The following is a 20,935-nucleotide window of genomic DNA, read 5'->3' as shown; positions in this document are numbered from 1 at the left end:
CGTAACCTGAACCCTCGTGCTTGTACTTGCCGTCGACACCTCGACCCCCGCCGTCACCGCAGGTGTGGTGCGCCTGACGGAGGCCGCCGGTGTTCCGGTCGAAACCCTCGCCACGCGGGTTCGGGTGGACGCGCGGTCGCACGCGGAGGTCCTGACGCCCAACATTCTCGAGTGCCTCACGGAGGCCCATATCACCGCGGCCGATCTCGATGCCGTCGTCGTCGGCGTCGGGCCCGGCCCCTACACCGGGTTGCGGGTGGGAATGGCAACAGCAGCGGCGTTCGGTGACGCGCTCGGGCTGCCGGTGTACGGGGTCTGCAGCCTCGACGCCATCGCGGCCGAGGTTGCCGAACCAGGGTCCCTGCTGGTGGTGACCGATGCGCGGCGTCGCGAAATCTATTGGGCCCGGTACGAAGCGGGGGTGCGCACAGCTGGACCCGACGTTCTGGCACCCGCTGAACTCGACCGTTTCGGAGTGGATGCGGTCGCGGGCTCCGCTCCGCATGCCGCGCTGTTCGACCTTCCGATTCGCGACGTGCAGGCACCGTCACCGGCCGGTTTGATCCAGGTCGCGGCGGCCGATATCGCGAGTGGAGTTGTCCCGGGTCCGCTCGTTCCGCTGTATCTGCGCCGGCCCGATGCCAAGACGCTCGACGAGCGCGCCGCGGCGAAGGCCCGGCAATGACGGTATCGATCGAGCCCATGACCGTGCAGGACGCTCCTCGGTGCGCGTACCTCGAGACCGTCCTCTTCGAGGGCGACGACCCGTGGGCCGAGGATGCATTCGTCGCGGAACTGGCGGCGCCACACAATCATTACGTCACGGCGCGTGAGGGCAGCGAGGTGGTCGGCTATGCAGGCATCGCCCTTCTGGGGCAACCGAGCCGCGGTGCGTTCGTGGTCGGTGAGTCCGAGGTGCACACCATCGGCGTCGATCCTGCTCATCATCGCAGAGGGATCGGCGGACGACTGCTCGGCGAGTTGCTTCGAGCGGCCGACGAGCACGGTGGACCGGTCTTTCTCGAGGTCCGCACCGACAACGAGCCTGCCATCGAGTTGTACCGACGCGAGGGGTTCGAGATCGTGGGTACCAGGGCCAAGTACTACCAGCCGAGCGGAGCCGACGCCTTCACCATGCGTCGGCCGGAACGAACCGAAGGATCAGCCCGATGATCGTCATGGGTATCGAAAGTTCTTGCGACGAAACGGGAGTCGGGGTCGTCCGGTGGAACGCCGGGCAGTGCGAGCTGCTGGCGGACGAGGTTGCATCGAGCGTGGACGAGCATGCCCGTTACGGCGGAGTGGTGCCCGAGGTGGCGTCCCGGGCGCACCTCGAAGCCATCGTGCCGACCATGCGCCGAGCTCTGGCAGCGGCCGACATCGATCGTCCCGACGCCGTCGCGGTGACGATCGGGCCGGGATTGGCCGGGGCGCTGCTGGTCGGGGTCGCTGCTGCCAAGGCATACGCCGCAGCGTGGGGCGTGCCCTTCTATGCGGTGAACCATCTCGGTGGACACGTCGCGGTCGACACGCTCGAACACGGTCCGATGCCGTCGTGTGTTGCCCTGTTGGTCTCCGGTGGGCACACTCATCTGCTGCACGTCGACGATCTGTCTCGGCCGATCGCCGAGCTCGGAACGACGGTCGACGACGCCGCCGGAGAGGCCTTCGACAAGGTCGCGCGACTACTCGGATTGGGCTACCCGGGCGGGCCTGCTCTCGATGCTGCTGCGCGCGAAGGTGATCCGTCCGCGATCGCGTTTCCCCGGGGAATGACCGGCCCCCGTGATGCCCGGTACGACTTCTCGTTCTCCGGCGTCAAGACTGCGGTCGCTCGATTCGTCGAGGCCAGGCAACGCGCCGGCGATCCTGTTCCGGTGGCCGACATCGCCGCATCGTTTCAGGAGTCCGTCGCCGACGTGTTGACCATGAAGGCGGTTCGTGCGGCATCCGACGTCGACGTCGACACGATCGTTCTCGGCGGGGGTGCCACGGCCAATTCGCGTATTCGGTCGTTGATCGAAAGTCGTTGTGCCGAGCAGGGTTTGACGCTGCGAATACCGAAGCCGCGGCTGTGCACGGACAACGGTGTCATGATTGCAGCCCTGGGTGCACATCTCGTCGCCGGCGGCGCTGCGCCGTCTGCGCTCACCGCAGTGACCGATCCCGGTCTGTCGGTTGCGACCAGTCAGGTTCCCGGCTGAACGTCCGGAACAGGCTCGGAGGTTCGCGGCGCAGCCGTGTCCTGTGATGTGCGGGGTTCGACGCTCTGGCCGGACACCGCAGGCGGTGGCGACCAGACGGTTGGCGGAGGCGTCAGTTCGGGAGTGGGATCGGAGCCGCGGACGACCGTCGTCGGAACCGCGATCGATTCGGTCGGTTCCACACCGCTGGATTCCACACCGCTGGATTCCACACGGCTGGGTTCCACACTGCTCTGTGGCACCGCCTCGGCGGAGGGTTGCGGTGTCGGTCCGGGGCTGAGCTCGGTGGGGCCGGACGGCGTTGTCGTACCGGGGGTCTCGCCCGCATCGGGGTCGGTGGGCTCGACAGGTGCAGTGGTGGTCGGTGCGGGCGTCGTGGGCTCGGGGGTGACCGGTGTCGGCGGCACGACGGTGACACCGGTGCCTGCTCCGGGTGACGACGACTCCGGCGGCGGACCGACCGGCCATTCGATGCGTGGGAGGTCGGGAGCAGGTCGCAGCGTCGGCGTGGTGGTCGGTGCCGTGGACGTGGTGAGTCCGGACGACGAATCCGTCGACTCCACCGTGGTCGCTGCGGGTCCGACGGGACCTCCCGAGCTGCGGGCGGAGGTCGACGTATCACCGGGCGAGTAACCCTCGGCCACGGGTCGTCCCGAGTCGCCGGAGCCGGCCACGGGGTTCGTCGCGCTGCCGGCAGGGGACACACTCGGGTCGTCTGCCGGGGTCATCGTCTGTAGGCCGTAGGCGAGCACCAATCCGCCCGCGACGACGGCGGCAGCTATCGCTCCCGAGTAGCGACTCATCCGGCCTGCGGTTCGGCGTGCAGCCGAGACCAGTGGGTAGTCGGTGTCGGTCACCGATGCGGCGACCGCGGCCGCTCCCACGGCGAGCACGGCGTCGGGCTCGGGGAGGCGAATGACGCGGGCGTGGAACATGTCGGTGATGGACGAGGCCAGCAGCGGGATGTGGGCACCGCCGCCGATGAGCACGATGGCCTCGGGTTCGTGGGTGCTCTCGTCGAACACTCTGCGGACGAACAGGGCTGCTTCGCGCAGGAGCGGCGATGCAGCGGTCTCGAATTCACTGCGGCCGACGGTCAGCGGTACCCCGCTGTAGCGCTCGATCCGTACTTCGTCCTCGCAGGAGAGCTGTTCCTTGATCGATCGGTACCGTGCCGATCCGATTCCGCGGTCGTCGCGAATGTCGTCGCGGAGGTTGTCACGGGTCATGTCCTGGACGAGATTCTTGACGAGAGCGTCGAGTGCGTTGCCGCTGACGACGTCCGACCGGCCGTGCGCCGATACCGTTCCAGCCGTTCGGTCGGTGACGGTGACCGACAGGCCCGACGCGCCGAGATCGACCAGAGCGATCGTGTCGTAGCCGTCGATCAGGCCGGTGGTCGCCAGGTGCGCAACTGCCGCCGCGGATTCGGGCACGAGCCGAACGTCGCGGGTGGTGTGCGCCAACGCTGCGCGAATTGCCGCGGCGTGCTCTTCGGTGCGGTAGGTGACGGCGATGGCGTCGGGTGATCGATGTCCGGGAACCATCGATCCCATGAGCTCGATCGCAGAGGTGACGAGCTCACCCATATCGGTGTTCGCCTGGCGATCGGCCGATACCGTCCGATACTCGACCGTGCGACTGCCGTCGAAGTCGACAGTGACGAGGGCTGCGCACACGACCTCGGATCCGGTGGACACTCCCACTCCTACCCGCATGGTGCACCTCCCGCCCCTGTTTGCCTGTCCGCTTCGACTGCCTTGTGCCTCATGTCGCGACACAGCTGTCGATCGTTATCGTTCGGACAGCCCCGTTATCGTAACGTTACTTCCGGTGTTTATGCGAGCGTTATATTCCGTGCGGTCGGTTATCGGGACGCTTTTCGGGGTGGTTCACCAGGCTTTTCAATGGACGAGGGCGCAGCCGGAAAAACACGGAAATCGGTAGCGGCATCGGCGTTTCGGGGCCTGATTTGCTGCGATTTACGACTGATGGGGTCCGTGAAACTGTGCGTTGTCCGTAGCGGACGACCGTCCGGGCCCGGGCCGACTCGAATCTGGCGAACCCAGCCCTTGAGTGCTGGCACTCTCGTGTATAGAGTGCTAGTTGGCATCGAGCGAAGTCCCGGCACCCGCGACGACGGGAACGAGTTCGAGCCGTTTGTCAGGACCGCACGAGAAGTACTTACACACAGCTGTCCGGGGATCCGACCCCGGACGCGTACCCCATAACTTTGGAGGGCTCAACGTGGCGAGCGTGAAAATCAAGCCGCTCGAGGACAAGATCCTCGTCCAGGCCAACGAGGCCGAGACGACGACCGCCTCCGGTCTGGTCATCCCCGACACAGCCAAGGAGAAGCCTCAGGAAGGCACCGTCGTCGCCGTTGGCGAAGGCCGTGTCACCGAAAAGGGCAACCGCATCCCGGTCGACGTCAAAGAAGGTGACACCGTCATCTACAGCAAGTACGGCGGCACCGAGATCAAGTACGCCGGCGAGGAGTACCTGATTCTGTCGGCACGCGACGTGCTGGCAGTCATCGCCAAGTAGGCCACAACGCATCCCGCCCCGGAAGCCGATCTCGTGTCGGTGCCGGGGCGGTGTGCGTTCGATCGAGTTTCTTTACTCGAAGGAGTAACACCGAAACATGGCAAAGCAAATCCAATTCAACGAGGAAGCGCGCCGGTCACTCGAGCGCGGCGTCGACAAGCTTGCCGACGCAGTCAAGGTCACTCTCGGACCCCGAGGACGCCACGTCGTGCTGTCCAAGGCATTCGGCGGACCGACCGTCACCAACGACGGTGTGTCGATCGCTCGTGAGATCGATCTGGAAGATCCGTTCGAGAACTTGGGCGCTCAGCTGGTCAAGAGTGTCGCCACCAAGACCAACGACGTCGCAGGCGACGGAACCACCACTGCGACGGTTCTCGCGCAGGCTCTCGTGCGCGGCGGACTGAAGAACATCGCCGCCGGTGCGAACCCGATCGCACTCGGCGTCGGGATCTCCAAGGCTGCCGACAAGGTTGCCGAGGCGCTGCTCGCCGCCGCTACTCCGGTCGAGGGCAAGCAGGCCATCGCTCAGGTTGCCACCGTGTCCTCGCGTGACCCCGAGATCGGCGAGCTCGTCGGCGAGGCGCTCACCCGCGTCGGTGCCGACGGCGTGGTCACCGTCGAAGAGTCTTCGACTCTGCTCACGGAACTCTCGGTCACCGAGGGCGTTCAGTTCGACAAGGGCTACCTCTCGCCGTACTTCGTCACCGACGTCGACACGCAGGAAGCCGTACTCGAAGACGCGTACGTCTTGCTCTACCGCGAGAAGATCACCTCGCTTCCGGACTTCCTTCCCCTGCTGGAGAAGGTGGCCGAGAGCGGCAAGCCGTTGCTCATCCTCGCCGAGGACACCGAGGGCGAAGTTCTCTCGACGCTCGTCGTGAACTCGATCCGCAAGACCATCAAGGCCGTTGCCGTGAAGGCACCGTTCTTCGGTGATCGTCGCAAGGCATTCCTGGACGACCTCGCCGTCGTCACTGCGGGACAGGTCATCACTGCCGATGTCGGTCTGAGCCTGAAGGAGGCCGGCCTCGAGCTCCTCGGGCGCGCTCGTCGTGTCGTGGTCACGAAGGACGACACGACCATCGTCGACGGTGCGGGTTCCCAGGAAGACATCGATGCTCGCGTCGGCCAGTTGCGTCGCGAAATCGAGAACACCGAGTCCGAGTGGGATCGCGAGAAGCTCGAAGAGCGTCTGGCGAAGCTCTCGGGCGGCATCGCCGTCATCAAGGTCGGCGCAGCCACCGAGACCGAGCTCAAGGAACGCAAGTTCCGCGTCGACGACGCAGTGGCAGCAGCCAAGGCGGCCGTCGAAGAGGGCATCGTTCCCGGCGGTGGCTCCGCTCTGACGCAGGCAGCGTTGTCGCTGGCCGATGATCTGGGCCTGACCGGCGACGAAGCGACCGGAGTCGCCGTGGTGCGTACTGCGCTCAACGCGCCGCTGTTCTGGATCGCCACCAACGCCGGCATCGACGGTTCCGTCGTGGTCAGCAAGGTTGCCGAGCTGCCGAAGGGACACGGATTCAATGCCGCGACCCTGACGTACGGTGACCTGCTGGCAGACGGCGTCGTCGATCCGGTGAAGGTGACTCGTTCCGCTGTGGTCAATGCTGCATCGGTTGCTCGGATGATCCTGACGACCGAGAGCTCGATCGTGGAGAAGCCGGAGGAGTCCTCCGAGCCTGCTGCCGGGCACGGTCACGCTCACTGACGTTCGGTAGAACTACGACGAAGCCCCCAACCTGTATCAGGTTGGGGGCTTCGTCGTGTGTGCGTTCGTGAGTGTCGCGTCGGCTAGACCGCGATACGGCGACGGTTGTGCCGGGCGTGCAGTTCTCGCTCGGTTTCGGACATTCCGCCCCAGATGCCGTACGGCTCACTGACGTTGAGAGCGTGCGTGCGGCACTGCGCGAGGACGGGGCAGCTGCGGCACATTTCCTTGGCGCGCATCTCGCGCTGTGCTCGTGCGCGGCCTCGCTCGCCGTCCGGGTGGAAGAACATGGACGAGTCGACCCCACGGCACAGGCCGTGCATCTGCCAATCCCAAATGTCGGCGTTCGGCCCAGGGAGGTGATTCGGCTGCGGCATGAAAACTCCTAGGGTGGTGTGGCTTCTCGGATTCGTGATCCGAATGCCGACAACGTTATGTGGGTCGACGAAATCCAGTCAATAGTTCTTCGTCGTGGGCAAATGCATAGTTATGGTGCCAAGAATTAACACGGGCGATATTTACTTGGACCTCACCGCGTGCGTGCCGCTCCTGTTGAAGAATCCGCGAACACGGGAGACGATAGGGAGAGCACGGCTCGGCATCGGTCCCGTCGACGCTGGGAATCAATGGCCGAAAGTGCGGCTTCGTGCGGTCGATTCTCCTGGCGTTCGTCCATGTTCTCGCTGTTCAGGGCCCTGTGAAGCCTCCAGGGGTTCGTTCGGTGCCGGCTGGTCGGCTCGGTGGGAACGGCACTGCCCGCGGCGTGCGGTGTCGGCCTCTGGAACTTCGTGTTCAGGGCCGACCCGTCTGACAACGACCGCCGAGGTTTCCCGGCACGGTTCACCGTTTAGGTGCAGCGCTTAACCTATTCGCTACACAGCGTTCAGATTGCCGTTTCCTGAACGGTCTTATTTACATTGTTAATTCCTTGAAAACTGCAATTCGTGCACGGAATGGAGAGCCCGCATCCGGTGCTGAGATCGAGTACGAATTCTCGCCACACCGAGTGGTTCTCTGCGCAGCACAAAGGCCATACCCTTGCGTCGTGCCACCAGAGCAGATCTCGCGGTCAGCCGTGACGCCCTCCGACCTCCTCGACGTCGCTTTCGGTCCGGACCCCGGCCGTTTTCCGCTCCCTGCGGCGACCGGTCCCCGCGAGAGCTGGTACCGCAGTGTGGCTTTGGCCGGGCAAGGTCGATACGGCGCGGCGGACGTCGAGCTGCGGCGATACAGACCGGACAGCCTGGAACTCGAGTCGCTGCACGCGTCGACCAGAGCGTCATGGCTGCGTCAACTGGGTAGGCACGATCGGGCTCGTCGCTTCGACGGCAGAGCGGTGTTTCTCGTCGGTCTCGTGGCACCTTCGCGATCGAGGGACACGGTCGAAGCCCGCAGCGATGCGTTGATCGGCCTCGCCGCCGATGCGCTCGGCACGGGGCGGTTCGGGTTGGCGCAAACCCTTCTCGCGCGCAGCGAGGGGCATCGGCAGGGGCCGAACGGCGATCGGCTGTGGCGTCCGGCTCTGCGAGCTGCGTGGGTGTCTGCCGAACTGGCGATGGTGCGAGGCGATGGTCCGACGGCCGTCCGACACGCCGAATCCGCGCGAGCTCTCGCCAACGATGCCGATTCGTTACGCCACAGCATCAAGACGGACCTGGTCTTGGCGGCCGCACTGAGTTGCGCAGGGCAGACCACCCGCGCACACGATTCGGCGGTCCAGGTGGCCAGCGCTGCGGCGATGCACGGCCTGCTGCCCCTGTGCTGGGCCGCGACGATGCTCTGCGAAGGAACCGGAATCGCCGACGCGGAGATGATGACCTCTGCCGATCTCGCTTCGGCGATCGATCGTCGGGGTGGTTCGTCGATCGACTGACCAGGACCGCGGTCGAAGACGGACCGAGTGGTTCGGTTGGTTCGGGGTGGTGTCGCTATCCTTGGTCACGTTCCACCACCACGTGGAAGCGCTCCCAGGCGGGTGCGTACCTGTAACGCGGGGAAAATTGTCGACGATGAACACAGCGGGTGAGGAGTTGGACTCTTTCGTCGTTGCCGCAGCGCAAGGCGATCGACTGGCTCTGTCCCGGGTCTTGGAGTTCATCCGACCACTTGTCGTCCGGTATTGCCGGGCACGAGTCGGATCGGCTGAGCGCGGTCAGCTATCGGCCGACGATGTGGCGCAGGAGGTCTGTTTGGCAGTCATGACCGCCTTGCCGCGTTACCAGGACCAAGGTCGTCCGTTCATGGCATTCGTGTACGGCATCGCGGCTCATAAGGTCGCCGATGCCCATCGCAGCGCCTCGCGTAACAAATCGGACCCGGCCGCCGAAGTACCAGATGTCGTGTCGATGGAACACGGACCGGAGCAACGTGCTCTCGAATCCGAGTCGAGTCGTCAGATGACTGCACTGCTGGACACCTTGCCCGCCAAGCACCGAGAAATTCTGGTGCTCCGACTCATCGTCGGATTGTCGGCCGAGGAAACAGCTGCGGCAGTCGGCAGCACTGCAGGCGCTATCCGCGTGGCTCAGCACCGAGCTATCGCAAAACTGAAGAACGAAGTTGTGAGAGCAGGTGAAATGTATGGCTAGGGACATTGGTCACGGTGGCTCCGGTGAGACCCCGCGTCGCGGAATCTCGCGAATCGGTGAGCACGTGAACCCCACTGGACCGAAGCAGAACGATCCCTATGCCGACATCGGTGCAGACGGTGGTCCCGTGGACCTCGTCGCCGTACGTCGTGACGATGCGTTCATCGACGCGATCAGTGGTGACGGACCGATTGCTACCGATGACGCAGACGAGTATCAACTCGCCCTTCTACTCGCCAACTGGCGAGCAGACGTGGTGTCGCCGGCGATGCCCGCCGGCCCCTCCCTCGACGTGGTCGTGGCCTCGGTGGAACGCGAGAAGCTCGCCGCCGACATGGCGCGGAGGAGCTCGGCGAATCGTGGTGGACGGATGCGTTTGCTGCGTCCCATCGCCGGTGCCGCCGCAGCGATCGCCGTGGTGATGGGTGGCCTCGTGGTCATCTCCTACAACTCGACGCCGGACGATCCGCTGTGGAGCGTCAAGTCCGTCGTGTTCTCCGAGCAAGCCGATTCGACTGTGGCGCAGATCGATACCACGTCCAAGCTGCAGGAGGCCGAAACCCTCCTGTCGTCGGGTGATGCCGATGCCGCTCGGGCTCTGCTCGACGGTGCATCGAACCGCACCTCTGCTGTGCTCGACGATTCCCAGCGCGCCGAGCTGGACCAGTGGCTGGCGCGTCTGCTGCAGGAATTGCAGGCATTGACCTTGCCTGCGCCGGTACCACCGGCACCCGTGCCGACCGTGCCTGCTCCTGTACCCAGCCCCGACCTGGTCGCCCCGCAGGCTCCGGTGGATCCGGTCACTCCAGACACGAGCGCGGTACCGATCACGCCTAGCCCGGCAACATCGACGCCCGCGGTGCCGCCTGCCACGACGAGTCCGAGTCCGACGACGACCGACGTCACACCGACGGTCCTTCTCGACCCGAACCAACCGACGGCTACCGCCGGCGGCAGTTCGTCCGAGAACCGCGATCGAATGTCGGTACCGTCCGGCGGAAGCTGAGCGAGAAACCGGACGGCACCATCCGTCCGGCCGACGAAGAAGCCCGACACGATCATCGTGTCGGGCTTCTTCGTCTTGCGGAGGTCGGGCCGTAACTCAGCTGTCGAAACCGTCGCCGTGAAGGGCGTCGTTCATCGATGCATCCGCGAAACCGCGGCAGTAGTCCCAGGTGACGTACGCGTCGGGAACAGGGTCGTAGGCCGGCTCGTGCGGTCGTACGGTGCCGTCGACCAAGAGCTGCAACAGGTTCGCGCGGAGCATGTCCCAGTCGTGGTAGTGGTCCTGCTGGCAGTCCTCGCAGCACACGACCAGACCGCGGATGCCGCGATGGCCGAGCAGTGCTTCGTACACAGCAAGGTCCGCCAGGTCTTCCTCGACGGCCAGTCGCTCCTGAGGGTCCAGGGGCTGGCCAGGCTCGATGGCGTCGAGGGCGGCCGACGGGTCGGCTGGGTCTCCGGCGAAGGGGTCCGGGGGTAAACCGGGAGGCAGTTGATCGCGCACGCCTCCACGGTACGCAGGACTGGTGGGTCTGCGCCAGCCGTTCGAAAGCGACATGCCGGACGTGAATGCCGCGCACTGGTGCCGAGGGCCGAGATTTCCGGGCCTCGGGCAGGCCGTAGTGGGAGGCATTCGCACTGGTTGTGCCCTAGCCGATACCATGGTTCACGGCGCTGAACAGATGAGTGCAAGTGCCGAAACTCCATCCGTTCTCCAATCCCGCATTGCGGTGCGCCTGCGAGCTCTCACCGGCCGCACGCCGCGCCGAAGTGCAACCAGGCTCTAGGGAGGGCCAGATTCGCATGAGTAGTCCCGGAGCCCACGTCCGCACAGGCGGCGACGATCCCACCAAGGTCGCGATGCTCGGCCTCACGTTCGACGACGTCCTGCTGCTGCCGGCCGCTTCGGATCTGATTCCCAGCTCGGTCGACACCTCCAGTCAGATCACCCGCGAGATCCGGTTGCGGGTGCCGTTGGTCAGCTCCGCCATGGACACCGTCACCGAAGCGCGGATGGCGATCGCCATGGCCCGCGCCGGCGGCATGGGCGTGCTGCACCGCAACCTGTCGCTGCAGGATCAGGCGTCTCAGGTGGAAACCGTCAAGCGCTCCGAAGCAGGCATGGTCACCGATCCGGTCACGTGCAAGCCCACCGATTCGTTGGCCGAGGTCGACGCCATGTGCGCGCGCTTCCGCATCTCGGGATTGCCCGTCACCGACGAGACCGGCGCGCTCGTCGGCATCATCACCAACCGCGACATGCGCTTCGAGGTGGACCAGAACCGCCGCGTCGCCGATGTGATGACCAAGGCTCCGCTCATCACCGCGCAGGAGGGCGTCACCGCTGAGGCCGCCCTCGGCCTGCTGCGCCGCCACAAGATCGAGAAGCTTCCGATCGTGGACGGCAAAGGCGCACTGACCGGCCTCATCACGGTCAAGGACTTCGTCAAGACCGAGCAGCATCCCAACGCCACCAAGGACCGTGACGGCCGATTGCTCGTCGGTGCCGCGGTGGGCGTCGGACAGGACGCGTGGGCTCGTTCGATGGCCCTGACCGATGCCGGTGTCGACGTCGTCATCGTCGACACCGCGCACGGCCACAATTCGCAGGTGCTCGAGATGGTCAGCAAACTCAAGGCCGAGGTGGGCGATCGGGTTCAGGTCGTCGGCGGAAACGTCGCCACCCGTGCAGGTGCACTCGCTCTCGTCGAGGCCGGCGCGGATGCGGTCAAGGTCGGCGTCGGGCCGGGATCCATCTGCACCACCCGAGTGGTCGCAGGTGTCGGCGCTCCGCAGATCACCGCCATCCTCGAAGCCGTCGCCGCGTGCAAGCCGCACGGTGTGCCGGTCATCGCCGACGGCGGTATGCAGTTCTCCGGTGATATTGCGAAGGCACTCGCTGCAGGTGCATCGACCGCCATGCTCGGATCGTTGCTGGCCGGAACGGCCGAGTCCCCCGGAGAGCTGATTCTGGTGGGCGGCAAGCAGTTCAAGAGCTACCGCGGCATGGGTTCACTCGGTGCCATGCAGGGGCGTGGGGGAGCGAAGTCGTTCTCCAAGGACCGTTACTTCCAGGACGACGTGCTGGCCGAGGACAAGTTGGTGCCCGAGGGCATCGAAGGCCGTGTCCCGTATCGCGGACCGTTGAATCAGGTCATTCACCAGCTCACCGGTGGTCTGCGAGCTGCGATGGGCTACACCGGGTCCAACTCGATCGAAGACCTGCAGAAGGCTCAGTTCGTGCAGATCACCGCGGCCGGGCTCAAGGAGAGCCATCCGCACGACATCACGATGACCGCAGAGGCCCCGAACTACACCACCCGATAGTCGATTCGGCCTCACTCGGCCGACTCGATTCGCTCTCGAAGTAGAAAGGTGCGCGCGTGCGCGACCTCGTTGAAATCGGCATGGGCAGAGAAGCCCGCCGCACCTACCAGCTGGACGACGTGGACATCGTGCCGTCCCGTCGTACACGGTCGTCGAAGGAGGTGTCGACGGCGTGGCAACTCGACGCGTACCGCTTCGACATCCCGGTGCTCGCCCATCCCACCGACGCCCTGGTCTCGCCCGCGTTCGCGATCGAGCTGGGTCGCCAGGGTGGACTCGGAGTCGTCAACGGTGAGGGCCTCTGGGCCCGCCATGCCGACGTACAGGCCAAGTTGGATCAGCTGATCCATATCGCCGAGACCGATCTCGATCCCGATGCGCCCATCGCATTTCTGCAGGAGTTGCATGCCGCGCCGCTGCAGCCCGATCTGCTGTCGGCCGCAGTCGGCCAGGTACGCGATTCCGGGGTCACCGTGGCGGTGCGGGTGAGTCCGCAGAACGCACGTGCGTTGACACCCGCTCTGGTCGCCGCCGGCCTGGATCTGTTGGTCATCCAGGGCACCATCATCTCCGCCGAGCACGTGGCGCACGGCGACGAGGAGCCGCTCAACCTCAAGACGTTCATCGCCGAACTGGACGTCCCCGTCATCGCCGGTGGCGTCAGCGATCACCGCACTGCGCTGCACCTGATGCGCACGGGTGCGGCGGGTGTCATCGTCGGCTACGGCTCCGTCGAAGGCGGCACGACCACCGGTGAGGTGCTCGGCATCGGTGTTCCGATGGCCACCGCGATCGCCGACGCGGCAGCCGCGCGTCGTGACTACCTGGACGAGACCGGCGGCCGGTACGTGCACGTCATCGCCGACGGCGACATCACCACCTCCGGCGCGTTGGCCAAGGCCATCGCCTGCGGAGCCGACGCTGCGGTTCTCGGAGCTCCGTTGGCCGTCGCCGCGGAGGCTCCCGGTGGCGGCTGGTACTGGCCGTCCGCGGCGGCGCATCCGTCGATGCCGCGTGGTGCGTTGCTGCCGATGTCGGCGGGGGAGCGTCCGAGCCTCGATCAGGTGCTGCACGGGCCGTCGCGCGAGTCGTACGGCTCGATCAACCTGGTCGGCGGACTGCGTCGGTCGATGGCGAAGTCGGGATACTCCGATCTCAAGGAATTCCAGAAGGTGGGCCTGAACGTCAGGGCCTGATCAAGTCTTTTCCAGCAGGGCGCGCACTCCTTTCCATCGGGGTGCGCGCCCTTTCTGTTGCATGTCGTCCACCTGAGCCGACCCTGAGTTGGTGATACCTCTCGTAACAGCTAGAATTGTTTGTGGCGGTAGTCACATGGGGGTGTGCATACTGTTCGACAGCAACGGATGTAGCGGAGGTCACCATGGGTTCAGCTGTTCGCGCCACGGATTACGACGTTCTGATCGTCGGTTCGGGCTTCGGCGGAAGTGTCACTGCGCTGAGGCTGGTGGAGAAGGGATACCGCGTCGGAATCCTGGAAGCCGGGCAACGCTTCGAGGACAAGGACTTCGCGAAGAACAGCTGGGATCTCAAGCGCTTCCTGTGGGCACCGAAGCTGGGCCTGTACGGAATCCAGCGCGTGCACCTGTTGCGCGATTGCCTCATCCTCGCCGGTGCCGGAGTGGGCGGTGGATCACTGAACTACGCGAACACCCTCTACAAGCCTCAGGCGCCGTTCTTCGAGGACAAGCAGTGGGCGCACATCACCGACTGGAGCAGTGAGCTCTCTCCGTTCTACGACCAGGCCACCCGCATGCTCGGCGTGGTGCGCAATCCACACATGACCCCTGCTGACGAGGTGATGAAGTCGGTCGCCGAGGACATGGGTGTCGCCGACACTTTCATCCAGACACCGGTGGGCGTGTTCTTCGGTGACGAACCCGGCAAGACCGTTCCGGATCCGTACTTCGGTGGTGCCGGCCCCGAGCGCACCGGATGCATCGAATGCGGTGAGTGCATGACGGGGTGTCGCCACGGTGCCAAGAACACCCTGTTGAAGAACTACCTCGGCTTGGCCGAGCGCGCGGGAGCCGAGATCGTGCCGATGACGACGGTGTCCGGCCTTCGCCCCCGATCCGACGGCACCTGGGACGTCGACACCGAGCGCACCGGTGCTCGGCTCCGCAAGGGCAAGAAGACCTACAGCGCGGCCAATGTCGTGTTGGCCGCGGGCACCTGGGGCACCCAGAATCTGCTGCACAAGATGAAAGACACGGGCGCGCTGCCCAAACTGTCGGACACGCTCGGCGAACTGACTCGCACCAACTCCGAGTCGATCGTCGGAGCGGCCAAGCTGGCGGTCGATCCGAACATGGACCTGACGCGCGGAGTCGCTATCACGTCCTCGTTCCACCCCAGCCCCAACACGCACATCGAGCCGTGCCGCTACGGCAAGGGCTCGAACGCGATGGGCATGCTGCAGACCCTGATGACCGACGGCGGAGGCAAGATTCCGCGGTGGCTCAAGTTCGTGTTCGCGATGATCGCGCATCCGATTCAGTTCGTCCGTGTGGTCAACGTCCGGCACTGGAGCGAGCGCACCATCATCGCGCTGGTGATGCAGAACCTGGACAACTCGATCACCACGTTCACCAAGCGTGGGCCGTTCGGCCGCAAGATCTCCAGCAGGCAGGGCCACGGGGAGCCGAATCCGACGTGGATCCCCGAGGGCAACGACGCCACCCGGCGCATCGCCAAGAAGATCGGCGGCGTCGCAGGCGGCACCTGGGGAGAGCTGTTCAACATCCCGCTCACCGCACACTTCCTCGGCGGCTGCGCCATCGCGTCGGATTCGGCGCACGGCGTCATCGATCCGTACCACCGCGTCCACGGATACCCGACGCTGAGCGTGGTGGACGGGGCGGCCGTGTCGGCAAACCTCGGGGTGAACCCGTCACTGACCATCAGCGCGCAGGCCGAGCGGTCCGCCGCACTGTGGCCGAACAAGGGCGAGCTGGATCTTCGTCCGGCACAGGGGCTTCCGTATCAGCGGCTCGATCCCATCGCCCCCAATTCGCCTGTCGTTCCGGTGGACGCTCCGGGTGGACTGAGATTGCCTATCGTCGAGATCAGGTCAGGCTCCGCGGCGCTGCACGTCGAGCATTCGGGTGTTGCGTAAGCACCACAGCGGTCCCACTAGACTGACCCGGTGACCGACTCCACTGCACACGATCCCGCACACGCACGCCCGGTTCTCGTCGTCGACTTCGGTGCCCAGTACGCGCAGTTGATCGCCCGCCGTGTGCGTGAGGCCAACGTGTACTCCGAGGTGATCTCGCATACCGCCACCGCCGAGGAGATCGCGGCAAAGGATCCGGTCGCGCTGGTGCTCTCCGGTGGACCGTCGAGCGTCTACGCCGACGGGGCACCCGAACTGGACTCGACGCTCCTCGACCTCGGCATTCCCGTGTTCGGAATCTGCTACGGATTCCAGGCCATGGCTCAGGCCCTCGGCGGAACCGTCGAGCACACCGGAACGCGGGAATACGGTCGCACCCAGCTCAGCGTGGACGGCGGTCGTCTGCACGACGGTTTGCCCGCGACCCAGCCGGTGTGGATGAGCCACGGCGACGCGGTCACCGCGGCCCCGGAGGGCTTCACCGTCACTGCCACCAGCGCCGGGGCACCGGTTGCGGCCTTCGAGAACGAGGCCAAGCGGATGGCCGGAGTGCAGTATCACCCCGAGGTTCTGCACTCCCCGCACGGGCAGCAGGTACTGAGTCGGTTCCTGCACGAGACGGCAGGCATCGCTCCGGACTGGACAGCGGCCAATATCGCCGACGCTCTGATCGAGGCAGTTCAGGAGCAGGTCGGTCCTACGGGTAAGGCCATCTGTGGTCTGTCCGGAGGAGTCGACTCCGCGGTGGCGGCAGCTCTCGTGCAGCGCGCAATCGGCGACCGGTTGACCTGTGTTTTCGTCGACCATGGATTGCTGCGTTCCGGCGAGCGCGAGCAGGTTCAGCAGGATTTCGTGGCTGCCACCGGTGCCAAGCTCGTCACCGTCGATGCAGTCGACACCTTCCTCGGTGCGCTCGAGGGCGTCTCCGATCCGGAGGAGAAGCGCAAGATCATCGGCCGCGAGTTCATCCGTAGTTTCGAGGGTGCCGTCACCGAGGTGCTGGGTGAGAACGCCGAGCACGGTGACTCCGTCGAGTTCCTGGTGCAGGGCACGCTCTACCCGGATGTCGTGGAGTCCGGTGGTGGTTCGGGAACCGCCAACATCAAGAGCCATCACAATGTGGGCGGTTTGCCGGACGATCTGCAGTTCGCCCTGGTCGAGCCGTTGCGAGCGTTGTTCAAGGACGAGGTTCGTGCCGTCGGGCGTGAACTGGGACTGCCCGAGGACATCGTCGGAAGACAACCTTTCCCCGGACCCGGACTGGCCATTCGTATCGTCGGAGAGATCACTGCGGATCGGCTGGCCACATTGCGTCATGCGGATTCCATTGTCCGAGAAGAACTTACGGTTGCCGGCTTGGATCAGCAGATCTGGCAGTGCCCGGTGGTGCTGCTGGCGGACGTCCGCAGTGTCGGAGTGCAGGGCGACGGTCGCACCTACGGTCATCCGATCGTGCTGCGTCCGGTGTCGAGCGAGGACGCTATGACTGCGGACTGGACCCGACTGCCGTACGACGTGCTGGAAACGATTTCGACTCGGGTGACCAACGAGGTTCCGGAGGTCAACCGAGTCGTTCTCGACGTGACGAGCAAGCCGCCGGGCACCATCGAGTGGGAGTGAGCGCGTCAGCTTTTTCTGCTGGGGCCCAATAGAAGAGCGACTCCGACGGCGACCGCAGCGATCACGAAGACCCAGCGAAATTGCACGTCGCCCAGAGCGACGATCGCATCCTGTCCGATGATTGCTGCGACCGAGACGACCATGGCGGCCAGTCCGGCAAGCAACAGCAGCGCCGACGGTCCGCGGCGGTTCGAGTTCTGCGCCTCGGTGTCGGAATCGCTGTCGCCGTAGTCGTGGCCGATGCTGTCGGCGTTGTTCTTCTTCACTTCTGCACCTTCAATTCGCCGAATGCCACATCTCCCACAATCGTCAAGACTGGGTCATCGGGGCTCGTTGCCGGGCCGAACCGTGTTTCGGTGGGGCACGAACCCAGCGCTGCCTCGCACTCCACGGTGACGTTCATCGAATCGGGCACGGTGACCGTCGCATTGCCCAGCGCCACGTCGATCTTCACCCTGTCGTTCTCGGTCAGGTCGAGGCCGGTGAGATCGAGATCCAGCTCGCCGAGACCGACGTCGTACGTCGGAGCGAGGTCGGCAACGGTCAACGGAACGACCCGTTGGGTTCCCGACGCACCGTTGCCCAGGTCCACCGGCCCGACCGCCGATGCCAGGACGACGAATCCGGCCAGGGGTGCCGCGACCACCAACAGCCCGTAGCCCTTGCGGAGGAAGGCTCCGAGGATCAGCCCGGCCGAGATGATCGCCAACGCGACGGCTCCGACGCGTCCCGCTGTGGCCCAGTCCCCGCCGGATGCGGCTCCGACCGCGGCGGTGACGGCAGCTCCGAGCAGTGCAAGGCCGAGAAAGCTTGCTGTCCAACGTGATCGGTGCTTACGCTCGATCGCCGCCGGTGGGAATGCCGGTGCCGGTTCGGGGAGATCCCAGGCGAACGGAGCCACCCCGAGCGGATCCCACGACGGGGGAGTCACCGTCGGCGTTTCGGCCGGCCTCTGCTTGTTCAGATTCACGGTGTGGTCTGCACCGGAGTCTGCAGCATCGGAGCTATCGGCTGCTTTCGGCGTCGGAACGTAACTGGTCGGCAACGTCGTGTACGGGCTGTACTGCTCCTGCTGAAACTGCGGCGGCCGATACTGCGCAGCCGTCCACTGCTCCGCTGACGTACTGTACGAGCCGAAAGGCTTGGGGGCGTAGTAGTTTCGGGAGAACTCTTCCGTCCGCATGTACGGCGGCGGCTCGGGGCAACGCTGATGCAGCAACCACAGGCCACCGAGCATGGCCAACAGCGAGATGAGCCCCGAACCTCCGAGTCCGACACCTACCGGGCCTATCGTCGACACCGCGATCACCAACGCCACCGCGACGACGACCATCTTGGTCGTCGAGTCGGAACTGGTGCCGCGGCCGACGAGTGACTCTGCGCCCGACGCAGTGTCACCGGCTCGGCTGAGTACCAACCACGCCGCCAGATACAGCACGATGCCGGTGCCGCCGAACAGGGTGGACACGACGAACGCGACTCGAATCAGAACAGGATCCACGTCGTAGCGATAGCCGATACCGGCCGCGACACCCGCCACATGTCCGCGTTGCGGCAATCGGTGCGGACGGGTTCGCCACATCTGCTGAATTTGATCCGAGACGGTCACGTTGCTCATGACAACCATCGTGGCGTCCCCGATCGAGAAACACATCAGGGATACCCCTGATATCGACCCCGAGCGTGATCGGACGTCGGCGAAGGCGCGAAACATCAGGGCGAACCCTGATGCGACAGTCGCCATGTCCGTGTCAGGATCGATGAGTGCACCCTGTCGACAATCCACCCGTTGACGCCGCCCGCGACGCACCATCCGTAGCCGGCGACGCGCCGGTCGCCCCTGTCACCTCGATTCCCCCAGCTCCTGCTTTAACTGTCGCTCCTGCACGCTCTGCTCCTGACCCTTATCGACGACGCGGCGGCGGACGCATCGTCGGCGGCGTCGCCGGGGGTCTGGCCGACCATCTCGGCGTCGACGTCTTCAAGATTCGGGTGGCGTTCGCGCTGCTCGCGGCCTCGGCCGGTGCCGGAATCGCCGCCTACGGCCTGATCTGGATGTTCACGCCCGCCGGCGACGACACGGCACACCCGAGTGCCGCCGAACGTCAGCGTGCGCTGGGGTTGGCTGCCATCGGTCTCGGCCTCGCGGTGGGGCTCGCCTGGCTCCTCAGTGGTACTGCCGCATCGGTCATCGTGCCGATCATCGTCGTGGTGGTCGGTGCAGCGCTGGTGTGGCGCGAGTTCGACGTCGAGGGTCCGCGCACGGCTTTGGGACTGCCCAAGCATCCGACCGTGCTGAGCTGGGCGCGGGTCGTCGGCGGAGCGACATTGATCGTCCTCGGGCTGGGGGTGGTGGTCCTTGCCCGCGTCGATTTGGCCGCACTGCGTTCGTCGCTGCTGGCGGTGGTGGTCACCCTCGTCGGCGTCGGCCTGTTGACGGTTCCCATCTGGCTGCGTACGTGGCGTGCGCTCGGTGCCGAGCGGTCTGCCCGTATACGTAACGACGAACGTGAGGAGATTGCCTCGCACTTGCACGACTCGGTGCTGCAGACACTCGCCTTGATCCAGAAGCAGTCCGATCGGCCGCAGGAGGTGATGCGGTTGGCGCGCGGGCAGGAGCGGGAGCTTCGCAGATGGCTGTTCGACGGCGGCGACACCGACAACTCCAGCTTGGCCGACGCCCTGAAGACAATCTCCGGTGAGGTCGAGGATCAGCACGGTGTGACCGTCAGACCCATCACCGTCGGAGACGTACATCTTCTGCCCGACGACGTCGAATCCGGCCTGTCCAGGGAAAGTTTCACCGCGCTTCTCGGTGCCACACGCGAGGCACTGGTCAACGCGGCCAAGCACTCCGGTGAGACCAACGTCGACCTGTTCGCCGAAACCGAAGCGGAGCAGGTCAGTATCTTCGTCCGCGACCGCGGAACCGGGTTCGACGAAACCGAGGTACCCGAGGACCGGCAGGGCCTGGCGAAGTCCATCAGGGGTCGTGTCGAGCGCCGCGGCGGCACCGTGCAGGTACGGTCGACCGTCGGCAAGGGCACCGAAGTACGCATCTTCATGCCCCGCAACGGCAGTACTGTGACCACTGAATCGCCCGAATCCAACCAGCAGGAGCAGCCGACGTGACCGACCCGTTTCGAGTTTTCCTGGTCGACGATCACGCGGTCTTCCGGTCGGGCGTGCGAGCCGAACTCGGCCGGGAGGCGGACATCGAGGTGGTCGGTGAAGCGGGAGGCGTCGCCGAGGCGGTATCGGGTATCGACTCGACGAAACCCGATGTGGTGTTGCTCGACGTGCACATGCCCGACGGCGGTGGCGTGGCCGTGCTGAATCGCATCGCCGAGGGGCCGGTGTGCCTGGCGCTGAGTGTGTCCGACGCGGCCGAGGACGTCATTGCCGTCATCCGCGCCGGGGCGAGGGGGTACGTGACCAAGACCATCTCCGGTGCGGAGCTCGCCGACGGTGTTCGACGTGTCGCCGGGGGAGACGCGGTATTCAGCCCGCGTCTGGCCGGGTTCGTCCTCGATTCGTTCACCGGTCGTAGTGCTGCCCCGGAGCCCCCGCTGGATCCGGAACTGGATTCGCTGACGCCCCGTGAACTGGAGGTGCTCCGGTTGCTGGCGCGCGGATACACCTATCGCGAGATCGCCGAGGATCTGTTCATCTCCGTCAAGACCGTCGAGACTCATGCATCGAATGTTCTCCGAAAGACCCAGCAGTCCAACAGGAACGCACTCACGCGATGGGCGCACAAGCGTCGAATCGACTAACCGTCGGCGTCGCGCTTGACCTT

At 65.4% G+C, this 20,935-nt stretch carries 19 protein-coding genes; 14 read left to right on the top strand and 5 right to left on the bottom strand.

Annotated elements, in window-relative coordinates; genetic code table 11:
* The first annotated feature begins 16 nt into the window (after positions 1-16).
* The 3 genes from tsaB to tsaD are packed head-to-tail and all read left to right on the top strand — an operon-like array spanning position 17 to position 2,204.
* Complete coding sequence (gene tsaB / locus CH294_RS00700) at positions 17-685, top strand: tRNA (adenosine(37)-N6)-threonylcarbamoyltransferase complex dimerization subunit type 1 TsaB (RefSeq protein WP_094736721.1); 669 nt, start codon at positions 17-19, stop codon at positions 683-685.
* Complete coding sequence (gene rimI / locus CH294_RS00695) at positions 682-1,173, top strand: ribosomal protein S18-alanine N-acetyltransferase (protein WP_094616513.1); 492 nt, start codon at positions 682-684, stop codon at positions 1,171-1,173. The genes tsaB and rimI overlap by 4 nt, the downstream gene beginning before the upstream one ends.
* Positions 1,170-2,204 carry a tRNA (adenosine(37)-N6)-threonylcarbamoyltransferase complex transferase subunit TsaD gene (tsaD, locus tag CH294_RS00690; RefSeq protein ID WP_094736720.1) on the top strand — a complete coding sequence of 345 codons (1,035 nt, stop codon included), beginning with the start codon at positions 1,170-1,172 and terminating at the stop codon, positions 2,202-2,204. Before rimI ends, tsaD begins: the two co-directional genes overlap by 4 nt.
* Here the strand turns inward: tsaD and CH294_RS00685 are convergent.
* Positions 2,189-3,922, bottom strand: coding sequence for an Hsp70 family protein (locus CH294_RS00685; protein ID WP_094736719.1), 1,734 nt, complete (start codon positions 3,920-3,922; stop codon positions 2,189-2,191). The two genes, tsaD and CH294_RS00685, sit on opposite strands and share 16 nt — an antisense overlap.
* A 529-nt stretch (positions 3,923-4,451) precedes the next feature.
* Between CH294_RS00685 and groES the strand changes: the two genes are divergently transcribed.
* On the top strand, positions 4,452-4,751 hold the full coding sequence (gene groES, locus CH294_RS00680; protein ID WP_008718149.1) for a co-chaperone GroES: 300 nt from the start codon (positions 4,452-4,454) through the stop codon (positions 4,749-4,751).
* Between the two features lie 97 nt (positions 4,752-4,848).
* A complete protein-coding gene (gene groL, locus CH294_RS00675; RefSeq protein ID WP_094736718.1) occupies positions 4,849-6,462 on the top strand; it encodes a chaperonin GroEL in 1,614 nt (537 codons plus the stop codon).
* 83 nt (positions 6,463-6,545) lie between these two features.
* Here groL and CH294_RS00670 read toward each other — a convergent pair whose 3' ends face one another.
* On the bottom strand, positions 6,546-6,839 hold the full coding sequence (locus tag CH294_RS00670) for a WhiB family transcriptional regulator (protein WP_027496361.1): 294 nt from the start codon (positions 6,837-6,839) through the stop codon (positions 6,546-6,548).
* A 668-nt stretch (positions 6,840-7,507) separates the two neighbouring features.
* Between CH294_RS00670 and CH294_RS00665 the strand changes: the two genes are divergently transcribed.
* The 3 genes from CH294_RS00665 to CH294_RS00655 all read left to right on the top strand — a co-directional run bounded on the left by CH294_RS00665 (position 7,508) and on the right by CH294_RS00655 (position 10,056).
* Positions 7,508-8,335, top strand: coding sequence for a hypothetical protein (locus CH294_RS00665; protein WP_249304962.1), 828 nt, complete (start codon positions 7,508-7,510; stop codon positions 8,333-8,335).
* 136 nt (positions 8,336-8,471) lie between these two features.
* On the top strand, positions 8,472-9,050 hold the full coding sequence (locus tag CH294_RS00660; protein WP_032376740.1) for a sigma-70 family RNA polymerase sigma factor: 579 nt from the start codon (positions 8,472-8,474) through the stop codon (positions 9,048-9,050).
* The gene (locus tag CH294_RS00655) at positions 9,043-10,056 is read left to right on the top strand and encodes an anti-sigma-D factor RsdA (RefSeq protein WP_052077837.1); all 1,014 of its coding nucleotides are present in this window, start codon (positions 9,043-9,045) and stop codon (positions 10,054-10,056) included. Before CH294_RS00660 ends, CH294_RS00655 begins: the two co-directional genes overlap by 8 nt.
* 96 nt (positions 10,057-10,152) lie before the next feature.
* On the opposite strand, the gene CH294_RS00650 is transcribed toward CH294_RS00655, so the two are convergent.
* Complete coding sequence (locus CH294_RS00650) at positions 10,153-10,557, bottom strand: DUF5319 domain-containing protein (RefSeq protein ID WP_032378069.1); 405 nt, start codon at positions 10,555-10,557, stop codon at positions 10,153-10,155.
* A gap of 299 nt (positions 10,558-10,856) precedes the next feature.
* On the opposite strand from CH294_RS00650, the gene guaB reads away from it, so the two are divergent.
* The 4 genes from guaB (at position 10,857) to guaA (ending at position 17,136) form a co-directional block, all read left to right on the top strand.
* On the top strand, positions 10,857-12,380 hold the full coding sequence (guaB, locus tag CH294_RS00645) for an IMP dehydrogenase (protein ID WP_032376741.1): 1,524 nt from the start codon (positions 10,857-10,859) through the stop codon (positions 12,378-12,380).
* A gap of 56 nt (positions 12,381-12,436) precedes the next feature.
* Positions 12,437-13,576, top strand: coding sequence for a GuaB3 family IMP dehydrogenase-related protein (locus tag CH294_RS00640; RefSeq protein ID WP_032376742.1), 1,140 nt, complete (start codon positions 12,437-12,439; stop codon positions 13,574-13,576).
* 185 nt (positions 13,577-13,761) lie between these two features.
* Positions 13,762-15,516, top strand: coding sequence for a GMC family oxidoreductase (locus tag CH294_RS00635; protein ID WP_032376743.1), 1,755 nt, complete (start codon positions 13,762-13,764; stop codon positions 15,514-15,516).
* A gap of 30 nt (positions 15,517-15,546) precedes the next feature.
* Positions 15,547-17,136 (top strand): glutamine-hydrolyzing GMP synthase, encoded by a 1,590-nt coding sequence (guaA, locus tag CH294_RS00630; protein WP_094736716.1) that lies wholly within the window; start codon positions 15,547-15,549, stop codon positions 17,134-17,136.
* 5 nt (positions 17,137-17,141) lie between these two features.
* Here the strand turns inward: guaA and CH294_RS00625 are convergent, their stop codons facing one another.
* Both CH294_RS00625 and CH294_RS00620 read right to left on the bottom strand, forming a co-directional pair.
* On the bottom strand, positions 17,142-17,402 hold the full coding sequence (locus CH294_RS00625; RefSeq protein WP_249304960.1) for a hypothetical protein: 261 nt from the start codon (positions 17,400-17,402) through the stop codon (positions 17,142-17,144).
* Positions 17,399-18,754, bottom strand: a complete 1,356-nt coding sequence (locus CH294_RS00620; protein WP_249304958.1) for a PspC domain-containing protein — start codon at positions 18,752-18,754, stop codon at positions 17,399-17,401. The genes CH294_RS00625 and CH294_RS00620 overlap by 4 nt, the downstream gene beginning before the upstream one ends.
* A 233-nt stretch (positions 18,755-18,987) precedes the next feature.
* Between CH294_RS00620 and CH294_RS00615 the strand changes: the two genes are divergently transcribed.
* Both CH294_RS00615 and CH294_RS00610 read left to right on the top strand, forming a co-directional pair.
* Entirely contained in the window at positions 18,988-20,268 is a 1,281-nt protein-coding gene (locus CH294_RS00615; protein WP_094736808.1) for a PspC domain-containing protein, read from the top strand.
* Positions 20,265-20,912 carry a response regulator transcription factor gene (locus CH294_RS00610; RefSeq protein WP_032404695.1) on the top strand — a complete coding sequence of 216 codons (648 nt, stop codon included), beginning with the start codon at positions 20,265-20,267 and terminating at the stop codon, positions 20,910-20,912. Before CH294_RS00615 ends, CH294_RS00610 begins: the two co-directional genes overlap by 4 nt.
* The last annotated feature ends 23 nt before the right edge of the window (positions 20,913-20,935 follow it).

Source organism: Rhodococcus sp. 14-2483-1-1, assembly GCF_002259335.1.
GTDB lineage: Bacteria > Actinomycetota > Actinomycetes > Mycobacteriales > Mycobacteriaceae > Rhodococcoides.
Note: the sequence above shows the minus strand (reverse complement) of the source record. Positions and strands in the feature narration are given on the sequence as shown.